The following is a 14,843-nucleotide window of genomic DNA, read 5'->3' as shown; positions in this document are numbered from 1 at the left end:
AAATGTAGAGTGGAAAAATACACCTTAAGTGTAAGTAGTTCAGCAAATTGTAACGTACCCTTCAGGGTGTTTAAGTAATTGATAGTCAGCAAGTAATCAATTCGCATCCTAGCCAAGGCACAAGATAAGAGAGAGTAACAAGAATGCTTTATTCATAAATTTCTTCGGGGTAAAAAAGGCTCATCGCAGCGTACGCAATGATTTTTCGCAAAGTACGCAGAGAGTTATTACCTAGTATAGCGCTATACTCCCGCTGCTACGCTGTTCCTCGCGTCGTCCCAGCGTTTCAGGAGCGGGTAGGTCAGTACGGCAAACAGAATAATCGCCGCGCCGATGTAAAAACCGACGGTCAGTTGTTCGTATTCATTGAAAAATGCCGCCGCCAGCAAGATGCCATAAACGGGTTCAAGATTAACCGTCAGATTGACAGCAAAAGCCGTCAGGCGTTTCATTAGCTCTACCGCTGCGGCATAGGCATATACCGTACAAGCCCACGCCAATAAGACTATCCAAAGCCAGTCGGTCGCTTGCGGAATCAATTGCAACGGCTTGCCATTGTTCAAAAAATGTTGATATATCGGCAGACTGATAATTACAACCAGCCATGCGCCTATCATTTCGTAAAAAGTAATGGTTTGGTGGTGGTATTTTTGGGTAAATCGGCTGTTAATCACCGTAAAAACAGAGGCAAGGAAGGCCGAAGCCAGCGCCAGCGCAAGCCCCAATACCTGATCGAACTCAAAGCGGAAAATGACATACAGCCCCGCCATAATGACCAAACCGCTGACCACTTCGTACCACTTAACGGCTTTTTTGTTCACAAAAGGCTCTATTACGGAAGTCCATAGCGAACAGGTTGCCATGCCTGCCAGACAAATAGACGCATTGGCGACCCTCGCCGAAGCGAAAAACAGCGTCCAGTGCATCCCAACAATTGCGCCGGTGAGCATCAGGCGGACGATTGCCGTGCGGTTTAACCGCACTGATTGTTTGCGGATGAAAAATATTGCGCCCAGCCCTGCAATTGCCAGCAGCGTGCGGTAAAATACCAGTTCCAGAGCGGGAATGCTGATGAGCAGTCCCAAAATAGCCGTGAAGCCCCACAGCAATACAATAAAATGCAGTTGCAAGTAGTCTTTGAGCATAGCAAAAACTTTAACGCGGAACGGTTTTATACATGACAATCGCCAAAGCGCCAAAAAGCAGCGGCGGCGCCCATGCGGCCATGAAAGGCGAAACAGTACCTGCCTGTCCTAAACTCATAAACATACGCGCCAGAATGATGAACAAAAAAGCAATTAGAAAGCCGATGGCGATTTGCACCCCCGAACCCTGCCGTGACTTGCGGGCTGACACAATTACGCCCATGAACGTTAAGATAATGATGGCAAAGGGATAGGCAAAAGCCATGTTTTTTTGCACCAAAAAAATGCCGAGCGACGTATTGCCGCGCATCATTTGTTCTTCTATATAGGCATCTAATTCGCGGACAGTTAGTTCTTCGTGCAGCAGGTGCGTGCTTTCAAAGTCTTTGGGCGAAAGTCGCAGCAGCGTATCTAATTTTTGCCCGTAGCTAAGCTGTTCGCGTTCGCCGCTGAACTGATGCAGGCGGTAATTTTCAATAGACCATTTGCCGCTTGCGCTGTCCCAACGGATGCGTTCGGCGCTGAGTTTTTCCAACAACTGATTGCCTACGATGCGTTCGAGGGTAAACAAGTAACCTGTTTGGGTGAAGTTGTTATAGTTCTGCATATAAGCGTAAGCATCGGGCGCTACTCGGAAATGCACGTTGGTAGCGTCGTAAAAATAGCGCTCTTTAATGAACGCCCGCTCAAAAGCCACGCGCGATTTGTTGGTAATCGGTACAAGGTAGGTTGTTCCGGCGATGCTGATGGCTGCCAGCAATGCCGCGCCCATCATGTAAGGCGCAAGCAGCCGCATAAAACTCACCCCCGAAGAGAGCATCGCAATAATTTCGGTGCGATTTGCCAGCCGCACCGTTACAAAAACCGTTGCCAGAAACACGATAATCGGGCTGAGCAGGTTGGTCATGTAGGGAATATAGTTGATGTAATAATGCTCAACTATAAAGCCCAGCGACAACTTATTGCGGTAAAAATCCTGACTTTTTTCGCTGTAATCAATCACGCAAATGATGGCGTTGAGCATGATGACCACATACACAAACGTGCTGAGGAATTTTTTCAGGATGTAAGCATCTATCAGTTTGAGTCGCATGGTATTTTAATACGAATTATCCTCAGCGAACTTTTAGATTTGCCGAAGTAAAGAAACGAATATTTACCGCACAAAGCTACCTCAATCCAACTGTGGGTACAAATTGAATTTTACAAAGATTTTATTCTTTTTAGGAAAAATCACAAAACATGAAAACTCACAGGCGAATGATTCCAGTGTTATGGGAATCAAGACCCTTGCGGAGATTTAATCCTATGAGCTTTTGTATCGGTCAGGTTCAACTAACATTTTGAGTTTGCAGACTCGTTATTAAAGGCTTGAACAATACCGATTATCTCATGCCTGTTGGTTATGTTAAATAAAATGTGCTTATGCAAAGCTACAAGTTTTTTATTGGAATTGATGTGAGCAAAGCGACTTTGGATTTGACGCTGCGCGATGCAACTCAGGTATGCGATTACCAGAAAATTGATAGTGATCAGCCAAGTATTGAGCAATGCTTGCGGCAGTGGCAAGCCCAATACGGTTTCAAATGAATGTCTGATTTGTTTGGAAAACACGGGACGATATATGAATATCCTGTTGCGCACCCTTTGTATGCAAGCCTTCGCTGTGTGGGTAGAAAATGCGCTGACCATTAAACGCTCTGCGGGTTTACAACAGGACAAGCACGATAAAGTGGATGCATACCACATTGCCGAATATGCTTATTCGCCATCAGGACAAAGCGATAGTATATCAGCCTGCCGGAGATACTTTGGAAAAGTTGAAAGTATTACAAGCCAGTCGTGAGCAACTACTCAATACCAAACAACGTCTGACTACCGACTTTGCGGTTATCTAAGTCAAAATGATTACCTACCGAAAACTACCCCAAAGCTGATAGGGGTCAGTTCCGGTCCTCGGTTGGCAGCGAAGAGGTTGCTCAGGTCGTAGTTGCCAAAAACGCGCACATCCAATATTTCTACCTCTGCCCGCACACCGTAGCGCCACTGGTTCAGTCCATAGCTGCCATGTTCACGCGGGCGGAAGCGCTGACCATTGACAGTATAAACCTGCCGGGTATAGCTGTCTAAGCGATAGCCAACGTAGCCACCGACAGCAATTGCATAGTTATGATTGCCAATTTCAAGCATCAAGGGTACGTTCAGGTGCGTTGCGGTCAGTTTTCCTTTGCGCAGCGGCTGCGCGGCAGGCTCAAAGACAACTCCCTGAGGCGTATTTTGCAGCGTTACATCGCCTTCAAACATGAAATTGTGCCATGAAATATTGAAACCGCTAATTAGGCTGAGATACCTGCTCAGGCGAACATCTACCCCGCCGCCAAAGGCAATATAGCGCGAACCAATCGGGAGCAGGTCGTACAGCGTGCCCTTGGGTGTGTTCCCGTTTTGAAGATAACTGTTCAGCCCCAGTTCAAGCGTTACATCGCTGCTGATGGAAAACCAGCGCTGTGGACGCTTGCTAACAGTTTTTGTCGTTGCAGCAGGCTGTTGATCTTCTACCTGCACTGAGTAGGAAACATTGTCCAGCGTAAAGGTCGTGTCGCGGCTGATAGAGTCCACGCTGCCGATTTTTTTCAGCAAACTGTTGATATCCAGCGTTTTCAATTTTTCGCGGTCGGCTTTGTCGGCAATAAAGAGGACGATTTTACTCTTGCCATACTTAATCACGACGGTGTCGTCTTTGATTTCATCAGGAAATTTGCCCTTGGTAAAAGCATGAGCGGGCAGGCTGCCCAACAGCGAAAGTGCAATCAGGCAGAAAAGAGGTGATAAAGTTTTCATACGTTTTTAGTCTTGTGTTTTGCGCTTGTCTTTCTTTTTGAAAAGGCTATCGGCGGGAAATCCCAGAATGCGGCGTTCCACGCGTGGCGCTGCCGTGTCTTTTGCAACCTCTTCGCCGTTGATGCGCTTCCAGAGGCGTTTCAGGTTGCTTTCGTCCCGTACTTCGGCAGAAGGCGTGTCAGCTGATGCACTGCCTTTTGCGGATGCCTCACTTCCCAACCGGATGATTACTTCCAGTTGCACTTTTTCCTCAATGGTAGGGACAGCAGCCGATTGTTCCACCGTTTCAGGTATTGGCAGCGATGGCTCGCCGGTTGCTTCCTGTACACTAGTCGGTACATCTGCCTGTTTGTGCGCATCGGCAGGCAGCGTAACCTTTTGCTGCTGTTCTCTATTAGCAGAACTAACAGTTGCAACTGCTGTTTTTACCTCTTGCGGCATTTCCTTAGATGCCTTTTCAGTGGTAAGATGCAGAGGTGCTTCGGAAGGTTGCTTCGCATTTTCAATTTTTTCTGTGGAAACAATTATTTCGGTTGGCGAATCGCCCGATGTAGTATTTGAAACACCTGTCGCATAATAGTAGCCGCCCGTAGCGATGCCTGCCACTAACAGGGCAGCGGGTACTGTCCACCAAATCCAGCCCCTGCGCCTGTCATTTCCCTTGTTGAGACGCGCCATTGCTGCCTGCCATTTTTGGTGCGCAGTCACCGAAGCCTCTGCCTCATGGTTGGCAAGCGCCTTGCGGAACAGTTCATCTACCGCATTTTTTTCGTTGGAATCAGGCGTAGTTTTCATAATTCTTTCGGGCTTGATAGGGTTATAGGTTGTTCAAGGGCTGCTATCCATGATTTGAGCATATTACGGGCGCGGTTCAATTGCGATTTTGAGGTACTTTCCGAAATTCCCAGCATATCGGCAATTTCCTGATGGCTGTATCCTTCAATCGCATACAGGTTAAAAACCGTTCGGTAGCCGGTGGGCAGTTGCTGTACCAGCGCAAGCAACTCTTCTGTATGAACGGCGGCATCGGCATAGCCATCAGATTCACAGTAGCCTTCTGCCTGCTCTATATTGGTTTGATGCCTGCCTGCTTTCTTGCGAAGCAGCGCCAACGCTTCATTGACCACGATGCGACGCACCCAGCCTTCAAAACTTCCTTGCTGCTTAAAGGTATGCAAATGCTGAAACACTTTTACCAAACCTGCAATCATTGCGTCTTCCGCTTCGGCGCGGTCGGGCAAATAGCGCATACTCACCCCCAGCATACGACTGCTGAATCGCTTGTAGAGCCATTCCTGCGCAGCCTGTTTCCCTTTGAGACAATCTTCTATTGCTGTTTGTTCGGTATATTTTTTGGCAAAGCCAAACATCGGTTTTGTTTGTTTCCGACCATAAGATGTAATAGCAGTCCGAAAGGTTGCCCGGCGGTTCAAAAAATCTTGTGTTTTTTTGAACCGCTGCCCTTACCAGTTGGTCGCCCGCTCCTGTTCCAGTTCGGCTTTGCGCTGATTGAAGATCGCTACCACTTTGGCGTAGCGCTGCGGCGGAATGAGATCTTCCAACTTGAAGATAGCCTCATCGGCGAAGCTGTCCAAGCCCATTTCAAGGCATTGCAGCGCGTAAAGTTCGTAGATGGCGGGCGGGTAGTCGTGGTAGTCGTCGCGGGTGCGCAATACGTTTACCAGCACATCGTATGCCTTTTGCGGCTCTTTGCGTTTGTTGTAAAGCGTCGCCAGTTCTAGGTAGAATTCCTGTTTTTGCGGCAGGCGACTGATGGCTTCTTTGAATTTAGTTTCTGCCTGTTTCAGGTCGCTATTGCCGATGGCATACAGCCCTTCATAAAAAGGTTTGTAGCCTGCCAGCGGCAAAGGCGGCTCATAACCTTTCAGGACTTCGCCCATTGCCTTGTAGCGTTCCTGTGCATACAGCAGGCGAAGGTCGGTATCGCGAAGGGGCTGCGCCAGCGCATCGGGAACACTGATACCCGTCATCGCGTTGCGAATGGCGGTGGCTTTTTCCGTACTTCCTTCTGCAATGTAGTAGCGGATGCGCTCAATGGCTGCCTGTACCTGCGCCACAGGAGATTGTAGGCTTTGGAATAATTGATTGAATGTATCGTCGGAAAGTTGCGCATGATTGTAGTGGATAAAGCGCATTTTCCCTTCATCGTCTAATGCCAAAAGGTTAATTTTTTTCACACTATCGGGATGAATCACATAGAGAATGTCGCGGGCGATTGCCTGATAGGTTGCATTGCTGCTTTCGCTGAGCATTTCCCAAGCCTCAATAGCTTCTGCACGGCGGTTAGGCAATTCTGTTAAGGCAATGGCGCGGTTTAGGAAGGCTTCGGCATTGCCCCGACGGTAAGAAATATCAAAATAGCGCGCTGCTTCGCCGTATTCTTCCACCTGCAAAGCCAGCATACCCAGCAAATTGGCATAGTAAGGATTGTTCGGCGGGCTTTCGTACTGCAATTTTTGCAGGATGTCATAAGCGCGTCCGTGCTGACCCATGCGGCGCAGTTTGAGGGCCTTGGCAAGCTGCAAATACTGTATAAAATTTTCATTGGCTTTCACTTTGGCGTACTTGTCCAATGTGTTGATAATGCTTGTGTCGGTATCGCCTATGCGGTTGAGCGCATAGTTGTACAAATAGCACAATTCGTAGGTGTTCAATGCCGAATCGGGCAGGAATTTTTCGTCTAAGGCTTCGGCGGTAGGTTGCCGCAACACGTTGAGCAGCGCCAGTTCATTCAACGACGTGCCGATGCTGCGGCGCGGGTTGAGCATTTGGCGCAGCGTATCGGCAGAGCCTGCAAAGTCGTAGCGGATAGCCATTGCGTAGAAGTTGCTTTCGGCAATTTCGGGACGCGACAGGTGTTCTTTTGCATTTTTCAAATAATAAAAAGCCGAGTCCACTATGTCGGTTTTGGTGTAGAGCAAGCCCATGTTGTTCATCAGCCTGCCGTCGTGTGGGAATCGTTTCAGCCCTTCGCGCAGTTGAAAAAGCCCGTCTATAAAGCGCTCGTTGTTGGTCATCAGTTCAGCAATATTAATAAAATCGGCCGGTTGCGGATTGCGGAAAGTAGCGCGTGAAAAGAAAAACAACGCCGTTGCGTCGTCGCCTTGCGCGCGCGCCAACGCACCTACCGAATAGTTAGCCCGATGACCGTAAGGGTCTAAGGCAAGGGCAAACTTATAGTTCTGTTCGCTCATTACTAAGTCGCCTTTGACGCGTTCCATATCGCCCTGATAGATGAAATAACCCGATTTTGCCTGTTCAAAAATGAAGAAATCGGCATTGGCCGCCATCACCCCGGCAACTACCAGCGCCGCCAGATTGACAAAACCATAGGCAATCATGCGCCCCTGATACATGACTTTATGCACGGGCAAACCCTGCCGCATCGGGGCGGTAAAATTCGCCAGAATGTAAATGTAGAAGATCAGCCCTACGCCAAACTGCGCGTAGCGAATCAAATCTTCCAATGCTTTGAGCAAAGAAGTGTTATCCGTAGCAAAGGCATAGCCGATAAATCCCAAAGCGACAAAACTTAATCCTAAAAAGCCGAAGTAGCCGTAGGGCGCAACGGGAACAATACCCGCCAAGGCAGGCTCTTTGCGCCACAAACCCCAGAATCCCAGCAATAGGTTGATAAAAAACCAGACAAAGGGGCTGACCATGAAAATTTTATAGTCCACTATGCCTGTGTCTAACAAGTAGTCATAAGCAATGTTGAACAGGTAAATGCCGCCGATAATAGCAAAGTGGCGAATCGGGTTGCCCGAAGCCGAAGGCCCCAGATTAGACACAAAAACAAACAGCGCACCCAGCAGTTCATGCCCTGTAAACCAGATGAGCAGCGCGGTTATCAGCAGCGGAATCGCGTAGGAATAGCCTATCCAATGCATCAGCGGATAGGCCACTTCTGCCTGCCAGCCAACAAAAGCAACCGCGCCGATTGCCAGCGCCGTAAACACCCCCAAACGGACAACCAAAGGCGTTTGACGGGCAAATTCCTGAAAATAGTAGGCAGGCAAAAGGAACAGCGCCAGCGATATAATCAACGGAATATTGCTGAAAGCCATGCCTGCAATCGCCATTTGTTCAAAGCCGGAAGTGGCAAGTTCCAGCACAATTACGGTGCAGATAATTGCAAAAGGAATGCGTTTCAGGAAGGTAGCCACCGTCAGCAGCAAAACCAGCCCCGCAATTACCAAAACAGCATATAGGCGGGCGTAAAAAATATCCAGTACAATATCGGTGGTGCGGTAGCGTTCGCTGATGATATACGAATCCGCATCTATTGTAAAGCTAAAAAAAAGTTGGTTAAAATCCTCTATGACCGTTCGCTTGGGTTGCAGTTCGGCTTCGGTGTACCAACGGATAGCCGTTTCGCTGCCCTGCCACCACAGATAAACGCTGCCCGCCAGGGCGATGAGAAATAAAACGGCAAAAGCCGCAAACAGTCTTTTAGGGGCTGTGCGCGGCCATTGATTCCAGAACCAGAGTTGTTGCATGTACTTACTAATCAGATGTTAGCTTCCAGCGCATCAATTTCTGATGCAAGGCGTTCCCAAAGTTCGGTTTCTTTTCCGATTTCCGCTTTTAATGCATCGTATTGGGCGCTAATTTTTGCCATTCCTGCCGGATTGGAATAAACCGAAGGCAGCGCCATTTCCTCCTCCAGTCGCTTCTTGTGCTGTTCGTGGGCGGCAATACGGCGTTCGGCTTCTTCCAATTGTTTTTGCATTTTTTTGAGTTGCTTGCGCGCATCTTCGCGTTCGGCATCGCTCAAATGGTTTGCTTTGGGCTTGTCATTGCTTTTGGCAGGGGCAGCTTTGGCCGCCTGCGGAATATTGGCAGCCGCCTGCTTTTGCTGCTGACTTTGCCAATAGACAAACTCATCGTAAGTACCCGGATATTCCCTGATTTGGTGGTTTTCTATCCACCAAATTTTATTGGCGATTTGCGAAACAAAGTGGCGGTCGTGCGAAACTACTACGAATGAGCCTTCGTACTGCTGCAAAGCCTGAATCAGGATATTCACCGACTGAATATCCAAGTGGTTGGTAGGTTCGTCCAAAAGCAGGAAGTTAGAACGCGAAATGAGCGTAAGCGCCAGCGCCACCCGCGATTTTTCACCACCCGAAAGCACTTTGATTTTCTTAAATACATCATCGCCGCTGAACAGGAAACAGCCCAGAATGCCGCGCAATTCGGCTTCGGTTTTGTTTGTGCCTGCCTGTTTGAGTTCTTCAAGTATCGTATTTTCTACGTTCAGCACTTCTAATTGGTGCTGCGCGTACATAGCGGTTTGCACGTTGTAGCCTGGCTGAATTATGCCTTCTACGGGTTCTCTGCCTTCAATGATGCGCAAAAGGGTGGATTTGCCGCGTCCGTTTGCGCCGATGAGGGCAATTTTATCGCCGCGCTCAACGGTGGCGCTGCTGTGCTGCAAAATCACATTGCTGCCGTAGGCTTTGGAAATATTTTCCATTTGAACGATGACCTTGCCGGGTTGTTGGTCAAACGTAAAGCGGAAATTGACGCGCGCCGCTTCGTCCACCACTTCTTCCACCTTGTCCATGCGTTCCAGCGCTTTGATGCGGGATTGCACCTGTCGGGCCTTGCTTGCCTTTGCTTTGAATCGGTCAATAAATCGCTCTGCCTGACGGATGGCCTGTTGCTGATTTTCAAACGCATTGTTTTGAATTTCAGCGCGTAAGGCTTTTTCTTCCAGATAAAACGAATAGTTGCCCGGATAGTAGTTCAATTTTTGTTGCGCCACTTCCACGATGACGTTGCAAACATTGTCCAGAAATTCACGATCGTGCGAAACGACTACAATTGCGCCTTCGTAGGCGCACAAGTAGTTTTCTAACCACTGAATAGAGGGCAGGTCTAAGTGGTTGGTCGGTTCGTCCAGCATCAGCAGGGAAGGCTTCATCAGCAGCATTTTTGCCAGCATGACGCGCATGCGCCAGCCACCCGAAAATTCGCGTAGGGGGCGGTGCAGGTCGGGCGTAGAAAAGCCCAGACCTTCCAGAATTTCTTCGGCTTTGGCTTGCAGGCTGTATCCGTCCAGCATCTGAAACTCTTCCTGCAAAGCGCCTAATTTTTCTACCAACTCGTCGGAATATTCGGTTTCCATTTTGGCCAGAATCAAATCCATTTCGTGTTGCAGATGGTTCTGACGCTCAAAGGCTTCCATTGCAACAGCTAAAATGCTGTCTTCGGTTTGGTAGCTCAGCAAGTCCTGATTCAAAAAGCCGATGGTGCAGTCGCCACTTTTTTCAATGCTGCCTTCGTCGGGTGAGTATTCGCCCATGATGAGGCGCAAAAGCGTGGATTTGCCCGTTCCGTTTGCACCAATCAGTCCGATGCGGTCTTTGGGTTTGATGTGCAGAGAGGCTTGACGATACAAAGCGCGGCTGCCCAGATAAAAAGAAAGATTATTGACGGATAACATGCCACAAAATTACGCTTTGGCGGGCGGCATACAACCCCGATTGTAAGGTAAGCGGCTAATCCTCAAAAATTTGTGCTGCCTGAAAACTCAATTGCGGAAAAATCGCACTTGTTGCGATGCTGTCGCCAGCGTACATCTGTTGCAGGCGGTAGCGTCCTTCGCTGTCTGATCCAGTTCGCCAAGATAAGCATAGAAGCCGCTCGAGACTGACTATTTCAGAATTGGTAATGAGTTGCAAAATTTGAGTACACATAACAATTTACGACATATTTCCCAATTTATTTGTTTGCAAAACTGCCTTTTTTCACTTAGCTTTATCTGTCAAAGGTTTAGGCCGATCTTTCAACAAATGTCTTTCCTGTTTTCCATTCACTCTGTTTCTGAAACTATGCAGCGATTGATGAACTATTTCTACACTTTTACCTGCTCCGCCGTGCTGATGATTACCGCACTTTCATTCACCAACTGCTCTACTTCACAAAAAATCAAAGTAGAATCGGACTACAGCTACTATGGTAAGTTCAAGAAGTACAAATCTTTTGATTTTGTGAAGGATGTGAATCCCAACCGCATGGAGGATGATCCGCAAAGTCGTATCATAGAAGATGAAATTCGCTTTCGGATGGGACTCATCGGCTACAAGCAAACCGACCAAAAACCCGACTTGCTCATTTCATACCGCATCTTTTTTGATGATTTGCGCTTTACGGGCTTCAACCAACCCGACATAGAAGAATGGATTCGCTACGAAGACGAAAAGGAAAAGTATGACCCTATCAAATATAACCTGCGGCAGGGAACGCTGCTTATCTTGTTCTTTGATGGTAAACAACAGCGCACCGTTTGGCAGGGCTATGCTTCGGGGATCTTCGGTAACGCACTTTTTGCCAGCGAAAAAATGCTCAAACGCCCCGTTCGCGCTATTTTTGACCGCTATCGTTTCTTAGCTGAAGGTTTCCCCTATGACAACCGGACGCGTAATAATGACCGCGAAATCAATGAATAAAACCAGCCTGCTTTTTGCAACAGCCCTCCTGCTGCTCACTGCGCTTGGTACTTTGCTCTACCTGATGTTCAATCCGGAGCATCTGCAAAGTGCCGGCATAGTAAAAATTTTACCTGATACTACCGTATCTTTGGGACAAACAAACCGAACAACAACCATGCATACCATCATCAATAGCCACCGCGCTCCCGAACCTATCGGGCCCTATAACCAGGCAGTGCGTGCGGGTAATACGCTTTATGTTTCGGGACAAATCGCTATCAATCGCGAAACAGGCGAAATGGTAACGGACGACATCGCCTCTGAAACCCATCAAGTCATGCGCAACTTGGAGTACATTCTGCACGAAGCAGGTATGGGCTTCCGCAACGTGGTTAAATGTACCATTTTCCTGCGCGACATGAACGACTTTGCAACCGTGAACAATGTCTACGGACAGTATTTTATCGAACATTTCCCTGCTCGCGAAACAGTCCAAGTTTCTCGCCTGCCCAAAGATGTAGGTGTGGAAATCTCCTGCATTGCCGTAGCGCAGTAATAGTATTAAGACACGGATTTTGACGGATGACGCAGATAATCCACGCCGTAGCTCGTGTCCGCACGAGCTACTGTTGTTGTTCGTGCGGACACGAACAACGGCAAGAAAAAGTAAAGAATACGGATTTTACGTAAAACCCGACGGGTTTTTAGAACCCGTCGGGTTTATCATAGAACAGCTATGACACAACTTCAACAAAAGAAAAACAACCTGTTTTTTGTCCTGAGCGGACTTTTTTTAACTAACGCACTCGTTGCCGAAATGGTAGGCACGAAGATTTTTTCCTTAGAAAAAACGCTGGACTTTCCCCCCGCGCAGATTCCCTTATTGGGCGATTTTGTGTTGGATTTTAACCTGACGGCAGGGGTTGTGTTGTGGCCTATCGTTTTTATCACAAGCGATATTATCAACGAATACTTTGGCAAGGCAGGCGTGCGCAAAATATCTATCCTGACAGCCGTATTCATCAGTTATGCTTTTGTGATGATCTACTCGGCTACGCAGTTGGTTCCCGCTGACTTTTGGTTGGACATCAACAGCACCGACAGCGCCGGCAACCCCTTGAATATCAATGAGGCATTCAACCGAATTTTTCTGCAAAGTCTTGGCATTATTATCGGCTCATTAGTGGCATTTTTGGTAGGACAGTTATTAGACGCGGTTACTTTCCAATGGATTCGCCGCCTGACAGGCAGTAAGATTATCTGGCTGCGGGCAACCGGCTCGACGCTTGTCAGCCAGCTGATTGATAGCTTTGTAGTGTTAGGCATTGCCTTTTATTTATTCGGTAATCCGCGCTGGACGTTTGAACAGGTAATTTCGGTGGGCATTATCAACTACATCTACAAATTTGCCATTGCACTTATCATGATTCCGCTGCTGTATATCATGCACTTTGCCATCAAGTCGTATTTGGGAGATAAGGCTTCTGAGGAAATGGCGAACGAAGCCGCGCAAACACAACTGTTTTAGCCTGTGAGGTTAATTTTTCAACAGCCGCAGCCAGTAGTTCAAGTCTGTTTCAATGCCGTTTAAAAGCAGTTGCGGCATGATGCCGAGCAATAGCGCTAATACGGCAGGCAGCACCAGCAGCGCCCATTCTGTCCTTGTCAGATCGTGCAGGGAGCTGCGCCATTCGCTGCGGCTGAGGGAAAACTCGCCGAGAAACATCCGCTGAAACGTCCACAGGAAATAGCCCGCACCAATCAGCAGGGCGAAAAGTGCCAGCAGCGGCATCCAGAGCGGCAACTTGTCGGTTTCAAAAGCCCCCAGAAACACAAGCAACTCCGCTACAAAAGCCGAAAAGCCCGGCAAGCCGAGCGAGGCAAAAAATGCCAGCCCCGTAAAAGCAGCGTACTGCGGCATCACCTGCGCCAGGCCGCGATAGTCGGCTATTTGCAGGCTGTGCGTACGCTCGTACAACACGCCCGCTACGGCAAAGAGCATGGCAGAGAGCAGCCCGTGGCTAAACATCTGGATCACTGCGCCATTGATTCCTTCGGCATTGCAGGCTGCCAGCCCGAGCATCACATAGCCCATGTGCGAAACCGAGGAATACGCCACCATTTTTTTGAGTTGCGTTTGCCCCAGCGCAACCACTGCCCCATAGAGAATGCTTACCGTACCAATCAAGCCCATCCACCATGCAAAATCCTGCGCTTCGGCAGGAAAGATTGGAAAAGCGACGCGCATCATGCCATAGCCACCGATTTTGAGCAGAATGCCCGCCAGCACAATGGAAATAGGCGTTGGCGCTTCCACGTGTGCAGCGGGCAGCCACGTATGCAGCGGCACAATAGGGATTTTGATGCCAAAACCAATCAGCAGGAGCATAAAAGCGACCGAACGCGCCGAGAAGCCCATCAGCGTATCCTCGCCGGCAGGGTGCAGCCAGCTACCCGCCGTGAACGATTCGGGACGTGCCATCAGCAGCAGGTCAAAACTCTGCGCCCCGCTGCTGTCCTGCACAGAAAGGTATAGCCCAATCATCACAATCAGAATCAGTACCGAGCCAAAGAAAGTGTAAATGAAAAACTTAATGGCAGCATATTCGCGCCGTTCTCCGCCCCAAATGCCAATGAGGAAATACATCGGCAGTAGCATAAATTCAAAAAAGAGGAAGAAAAGGAAAAAATCCAGCGCCAGAAAGCAGCCCATCACCGTCCCCGCCAGCAGCAGGTACAGCGAAAAATAGGCTTTATGCGACTTTTTGATGTGGTAAGAAGCCAGCGAACCGAGGAAAAGTACCAAACCGCTCAGCAGCACCAGCGTCAGGTTCAGCCCGTCCACTCCCAGAAAGTACAGCACTTTCAACTGCCCAAGGTCGCCCATTTGGAAGCGAATCCATTCGTATTTTTGGATAAATAGTAAATCGCCGTACTGCGCAGTTGTTTTGCCCTGCGCTGCTACGAACAGCGCACCTGCAGCCAGCGCCAACAGCAGACAAATGCCTCGTGTAAGCCTGTCCATTGTGCGGTGTGCGTATGCAGGCAGCAACAACACCAGTGCCGCCGCAGCCAGCGGTAATATGATGAGTAAGTGAAGTAATATATCAGGCATAGAATAGATGCGGATTGCCGTGTAGATCTGTTTTCAGGGGCGAAAGTTAGCGCATGACCATCGGATATACATACAACCCGCATGAATTTCAACCGCAGTAAACGCTGATTCAATTCACCACAGAGGTCGCCATGTTTTGCGCAGAGGTCGCGGAGGTTCAATTTAGGGTATTTCGGCTTCGGTCAGACCCACAGGGTCAGACCGCAAGTAACAGCCAATCTGACCCTGTGGGTCTGACTGGAATCTTATCAAAAAAACCCGACGGGTCTTGGAGACCCGTCG

14 protein-coding genes and 1 pseudogene are annotated in these 14,843 nt (G+C 48.7%); 6 read left to right on the top strand and 9 right to left on the bottom strand.

The annotated features are described in order from the left end of the window. Positions 1-242: 242 nt before the first annotated feature. A complete protein-coding gene (locus tag ACWIP2_RS12730; RefSeq protein ID WP_448520318.1) occupies positions 243-1,145 on the bottom strand; it encodes a DMT family transporter in 903 nt (300 codons plus the stop codon). A 10-nt stretch (positions 1,146-1,155) separates the two neighbouring features. After that, positions 1,156-2,238: an LptF/LptG family permease gene (locus ACWIP2_RS12725; protein ID WP_448520317.1), complete on the bottom strand. Its 1,083-nt coding sequence runs from the start codon at positions 2,236-2,238 to the stop codon at positions 1,156-1,158. A 332-nt stretch (positions 2,239-2,570) separates the two neighbouring features. On the opposite strand from ACWIP2_RS12725, the gene ACWIP2_RS12720 reads away from it, so the two are divergent. The 3 genes and pseudogenes from ACWIP2_RS12720 (at position 2,571) to ACWIP2_RS12710 (ending at position 3,043) form a co-directional block, all read left to right on the top strand. Next, entirely contained in the window at positions 2,571-2,735 is a 165-nt protein-coding gene (locus ACWIP2_RS12720; RefSeq protein ID WP_448520316.1) for a hypothetical protein, read from the top strand. A gap of 34 nt (positions 2,736-2,769) precedes the next feature. Next, positions 2,770-2,853, top strand: a pseudogene (locus tag ACWIP2_RS12715) (hypothetical protein); the annotation flags it as partial. Between the two features lie 28 nt (positions 2,854-2,881). Continuing rightward, positions 2,882-3,043 carry a hypothetical protein gene (locus ACWIP2_RS12710; RefSeq protein WP_448520332.1) on the top strand — a complete coding sequence of 54 codons (162 nt, stop codon included), beginning with the start codon at positions 2,882-2,884 and terminating at the stop codon, positions 3,041-3,043. 10 nt (positions 3,044-3,053) lie between these two features. Here the strand turns inward: ACWIP2_RS12710 and ACWIP2_RS12705 are convergent, their stop codons facing one another. From ACWIP2_RS12705 to ACWIP2_RS12680, 6 genes are read right to left on the bottom strand one after another with little or no spacing between them, the layout of a single operon-like run. After that, positions 3,054-3,986, bottom strand: coding sequence for an outer membrane beta-barrel protein (locus ACWIP2_RS12705; RefSeq protein ID WP_448520315.1), 933 nt, complete (start codon positions 3,984-3,986; stop codon positions 3,054-3,056). Between the two features lie 6 nt (positions 3,987-3,992). Continuing rightward, positions 3,993-4,781 (bottom strand): hypothetical protein, encoded by a 789-nt coding sequence (locus tag ACWIP2_RS12700; RefSeq protein ID WP_448520314.1) that lies wholly within the window; start codon positions 4,779-4,781, stop codon positions 3,993-3,995. Continuing rightward, a complete protein-coding gene (locus ACWIP2_RS12695; RefSeq protein WP_448520313.1) occupies positions 4,778-5,419 on the bottom strand; it encodes an RNA polymerase sigma factor in 642 nt (213 codons plus the stop codon). The genes ACWIP2_RS12700 and ACWIP2_RS12695 overlap by 4 nt, the downstream gene beginning before the upstream one ends. A gap of 30 nt (positions 5,420-5,449) precedes the next feature. Next, a complete protein-coding gene (locus ACWIP2_RS12690; protein ID WP_448520312.1) occupies positions 5,450-8,506 on the bottom strand; it encodes a hypothetical protein in 3,057 nt (1,018 codons plus the stop codon). 11 nt (positions 8,507-8,517) lie between these two features. After that, positions 8,518-10,458 (bottom strand): ABC-F family ATP-binding cassette domain-containing protein, encoded by a 1,941-nt coding sequence (locus tag ACWIP2_RS12685; RefSeq protein WP_448520311.1) that lies wholly within the window; start codon positions 10,456-10,458, stop codon positions 8,518-8,520. A gap of 55 nt (positions 10,459-10,513) precedes the next feature. Beyond that, on the bottom strand, positions 10,514-10,711 hold the full coding sequence (locus ACWIP2_RS12680) for a hypothetical protein (protein WP_448520310.1): 198 nt from the start codon (positions 10,709-10,711) through the stop codon (positions 10,514-10,516). 96 nt (positions 10,712-10,807) lie between these two features. Here ACWIP2_RS12680 and ACWIP2_RS12675 point away from each other — a divergent pair, with 96 nt between their 5' ends. From ACWIP2_RS12675 to ACWIP2_RS12665, 3 genes are all read left to right on the top strand, one after another. Beyond that, positions 10,808-11,464 carry a DUF4136 domain-containing protein gene (locus ACWIP2_RS12675; protein WP_448520309.1) on the top strand — a complete coding sequence of 219 codons (657 nt, stop codon included), beginning with the start codon at positions 10,808-10,810 and terminating at the stop codon, positions 11,462-11,464. 157 nt (positions 11,465-11,621) lie between these two features. Next, positions 11,622-12,002, top strand: coding sequence for a RidA family protein (locus ACWIP2_RS12670; protein WP_448520331.1), 381 nt, complete (start codon positions 11,622-11,624; stop codon positions 12,000-12,002). A gap of 180 nt (positions 12,003-12,182) precedes the next feature. Continuing rightward, entirely contained in the window at positions 12,183-12,974 is a 792-nt protein-coding gene (locus tag ACWIP2_RS12665) for a queuosine precursor transporter (protein WP_448520308.1), read from the top strand. Between the two features lie 9 nt (positions 12,975-12,983). Here the strand turns inward: ACWIP2_RS12665 and ACWIP2_RS12660 are convergent, their stop codons facing one another. Further along, a complete protein-coding gene (locus ACWIP2_RS12660) occupies positions 12,984-14,561 on the bottom strand; it encodes a complex I subunit 4 family protein (protein ID WP_448520307.1) in 1,578 nt (525 codons plus the stop codon). Positions 14,562-14,843: the final 282 nt, after the last annotated feature.

It is taken from the genome of Rhodoflexus sp. (genome assembly GCF_053489755.1).
The sequence above is the reverse complement of the archived record's forward strand: the minus strand, read 5'-3'. Positions and strand labels throughout refer to the sequence as shown.

Excerpts from the sequence above, each read along its gene's own strand:
- ACWIP2_RS12685 (WP_448520311.1), bottom strand. The coding sequence starts at position 10,458 with ATGTTATCCGTCAATAATCTTTCTTTTTATCTGGGCAGCCGCGCTTTG.
- ACWIP2_RS12700 (WP_448520314.1), bottom strand. The coding sequence starts at position 4,781 with ATGAAAACTACGCCTGATTCCAACGAAAAAAATGCGGTAGATGAACTG.
- ACWIP2_RS12680 (WP_448520310.1), bottom strand. The coding sequence starts at position 10,711 with ATGTGTACTCAAATTTTGCAACTCATTACCAATTCTGAAATAGTCAGT.
- ACWIP2_RS12710 (WP_448520332.1), top strand. The coding sequence starts at position 2,882 with ATGCATACCACATTGCCGAATATGCTTATTCGCCATCAGGACAAAGCG.
- ACWIP2_RS12730 (WP_448520318.1), bottom strand. The coding sequence starts at position 1,145 with ATGCTCAAAGACTACTTGCAACTGCATTTTATTGTATTGCTGTGGGGC.
- ACWIP2_RS12675 (WP_448520309.1), top strand. The coding sequence starts at position 10,808 with ATGTCTTTCCTGTTTTCCATTCACTCTGTTTCTGAAACTATGCAGCGA.
- ACWIP2_RS12670 (WP_448520331.1), top strand. The coding sequence starts at position 11,622 with ATGCATACCATCATCAATAGCCACCGCGCTCCCGAACCTATCGGGCCC.
- ACWIP2_RS12720 (WP_448520316.1), top strand. The coding sequence starts at position 2,571 with ATGCAAAGCTACAAGTTTTTTATTGGAATTGATGTGAGCAAAGCGACT.
- ACWIP2_RS12725 (WP_448520317.1), bottom strand. The coding sequence starts at position 2,238 with ATGCGACTCAAACTGATAGATGCTTACATCCTGAAAAAATTCCTCAGC.
- ACWIP2_RS12665 (WP_448520308.1), top strand. The coding sequence starts at position 12,183 with ATGACACAACTTCAACAAAAGAAAAACAACCTGTTTTTTGTCCTGAGC.
- ACWIP2_RS12690 (WP_448520312.1), bottom strand. The coding sequence starts at position 8,506 with ATGCAACAACTCTGGTTCTGGAATCAATGGCCGCGCACAGCCCCTAAA.
- ACWIP2_RS12660 (WP_448520307.1), bottom strand. The coding sequence starts at position 14,561 with ATGCCTGATATATTACTTCACTTACTCATCATATTACCGCTGGCTGCG.
- ACWIP2_RS12705 (WP_448520315.1), bottom strand. The coding sequence starts at position 3,986 with ATGAAAACTTTATCACCTCTTTTCTGCCTGATTGCACTTTCGCTGTTG.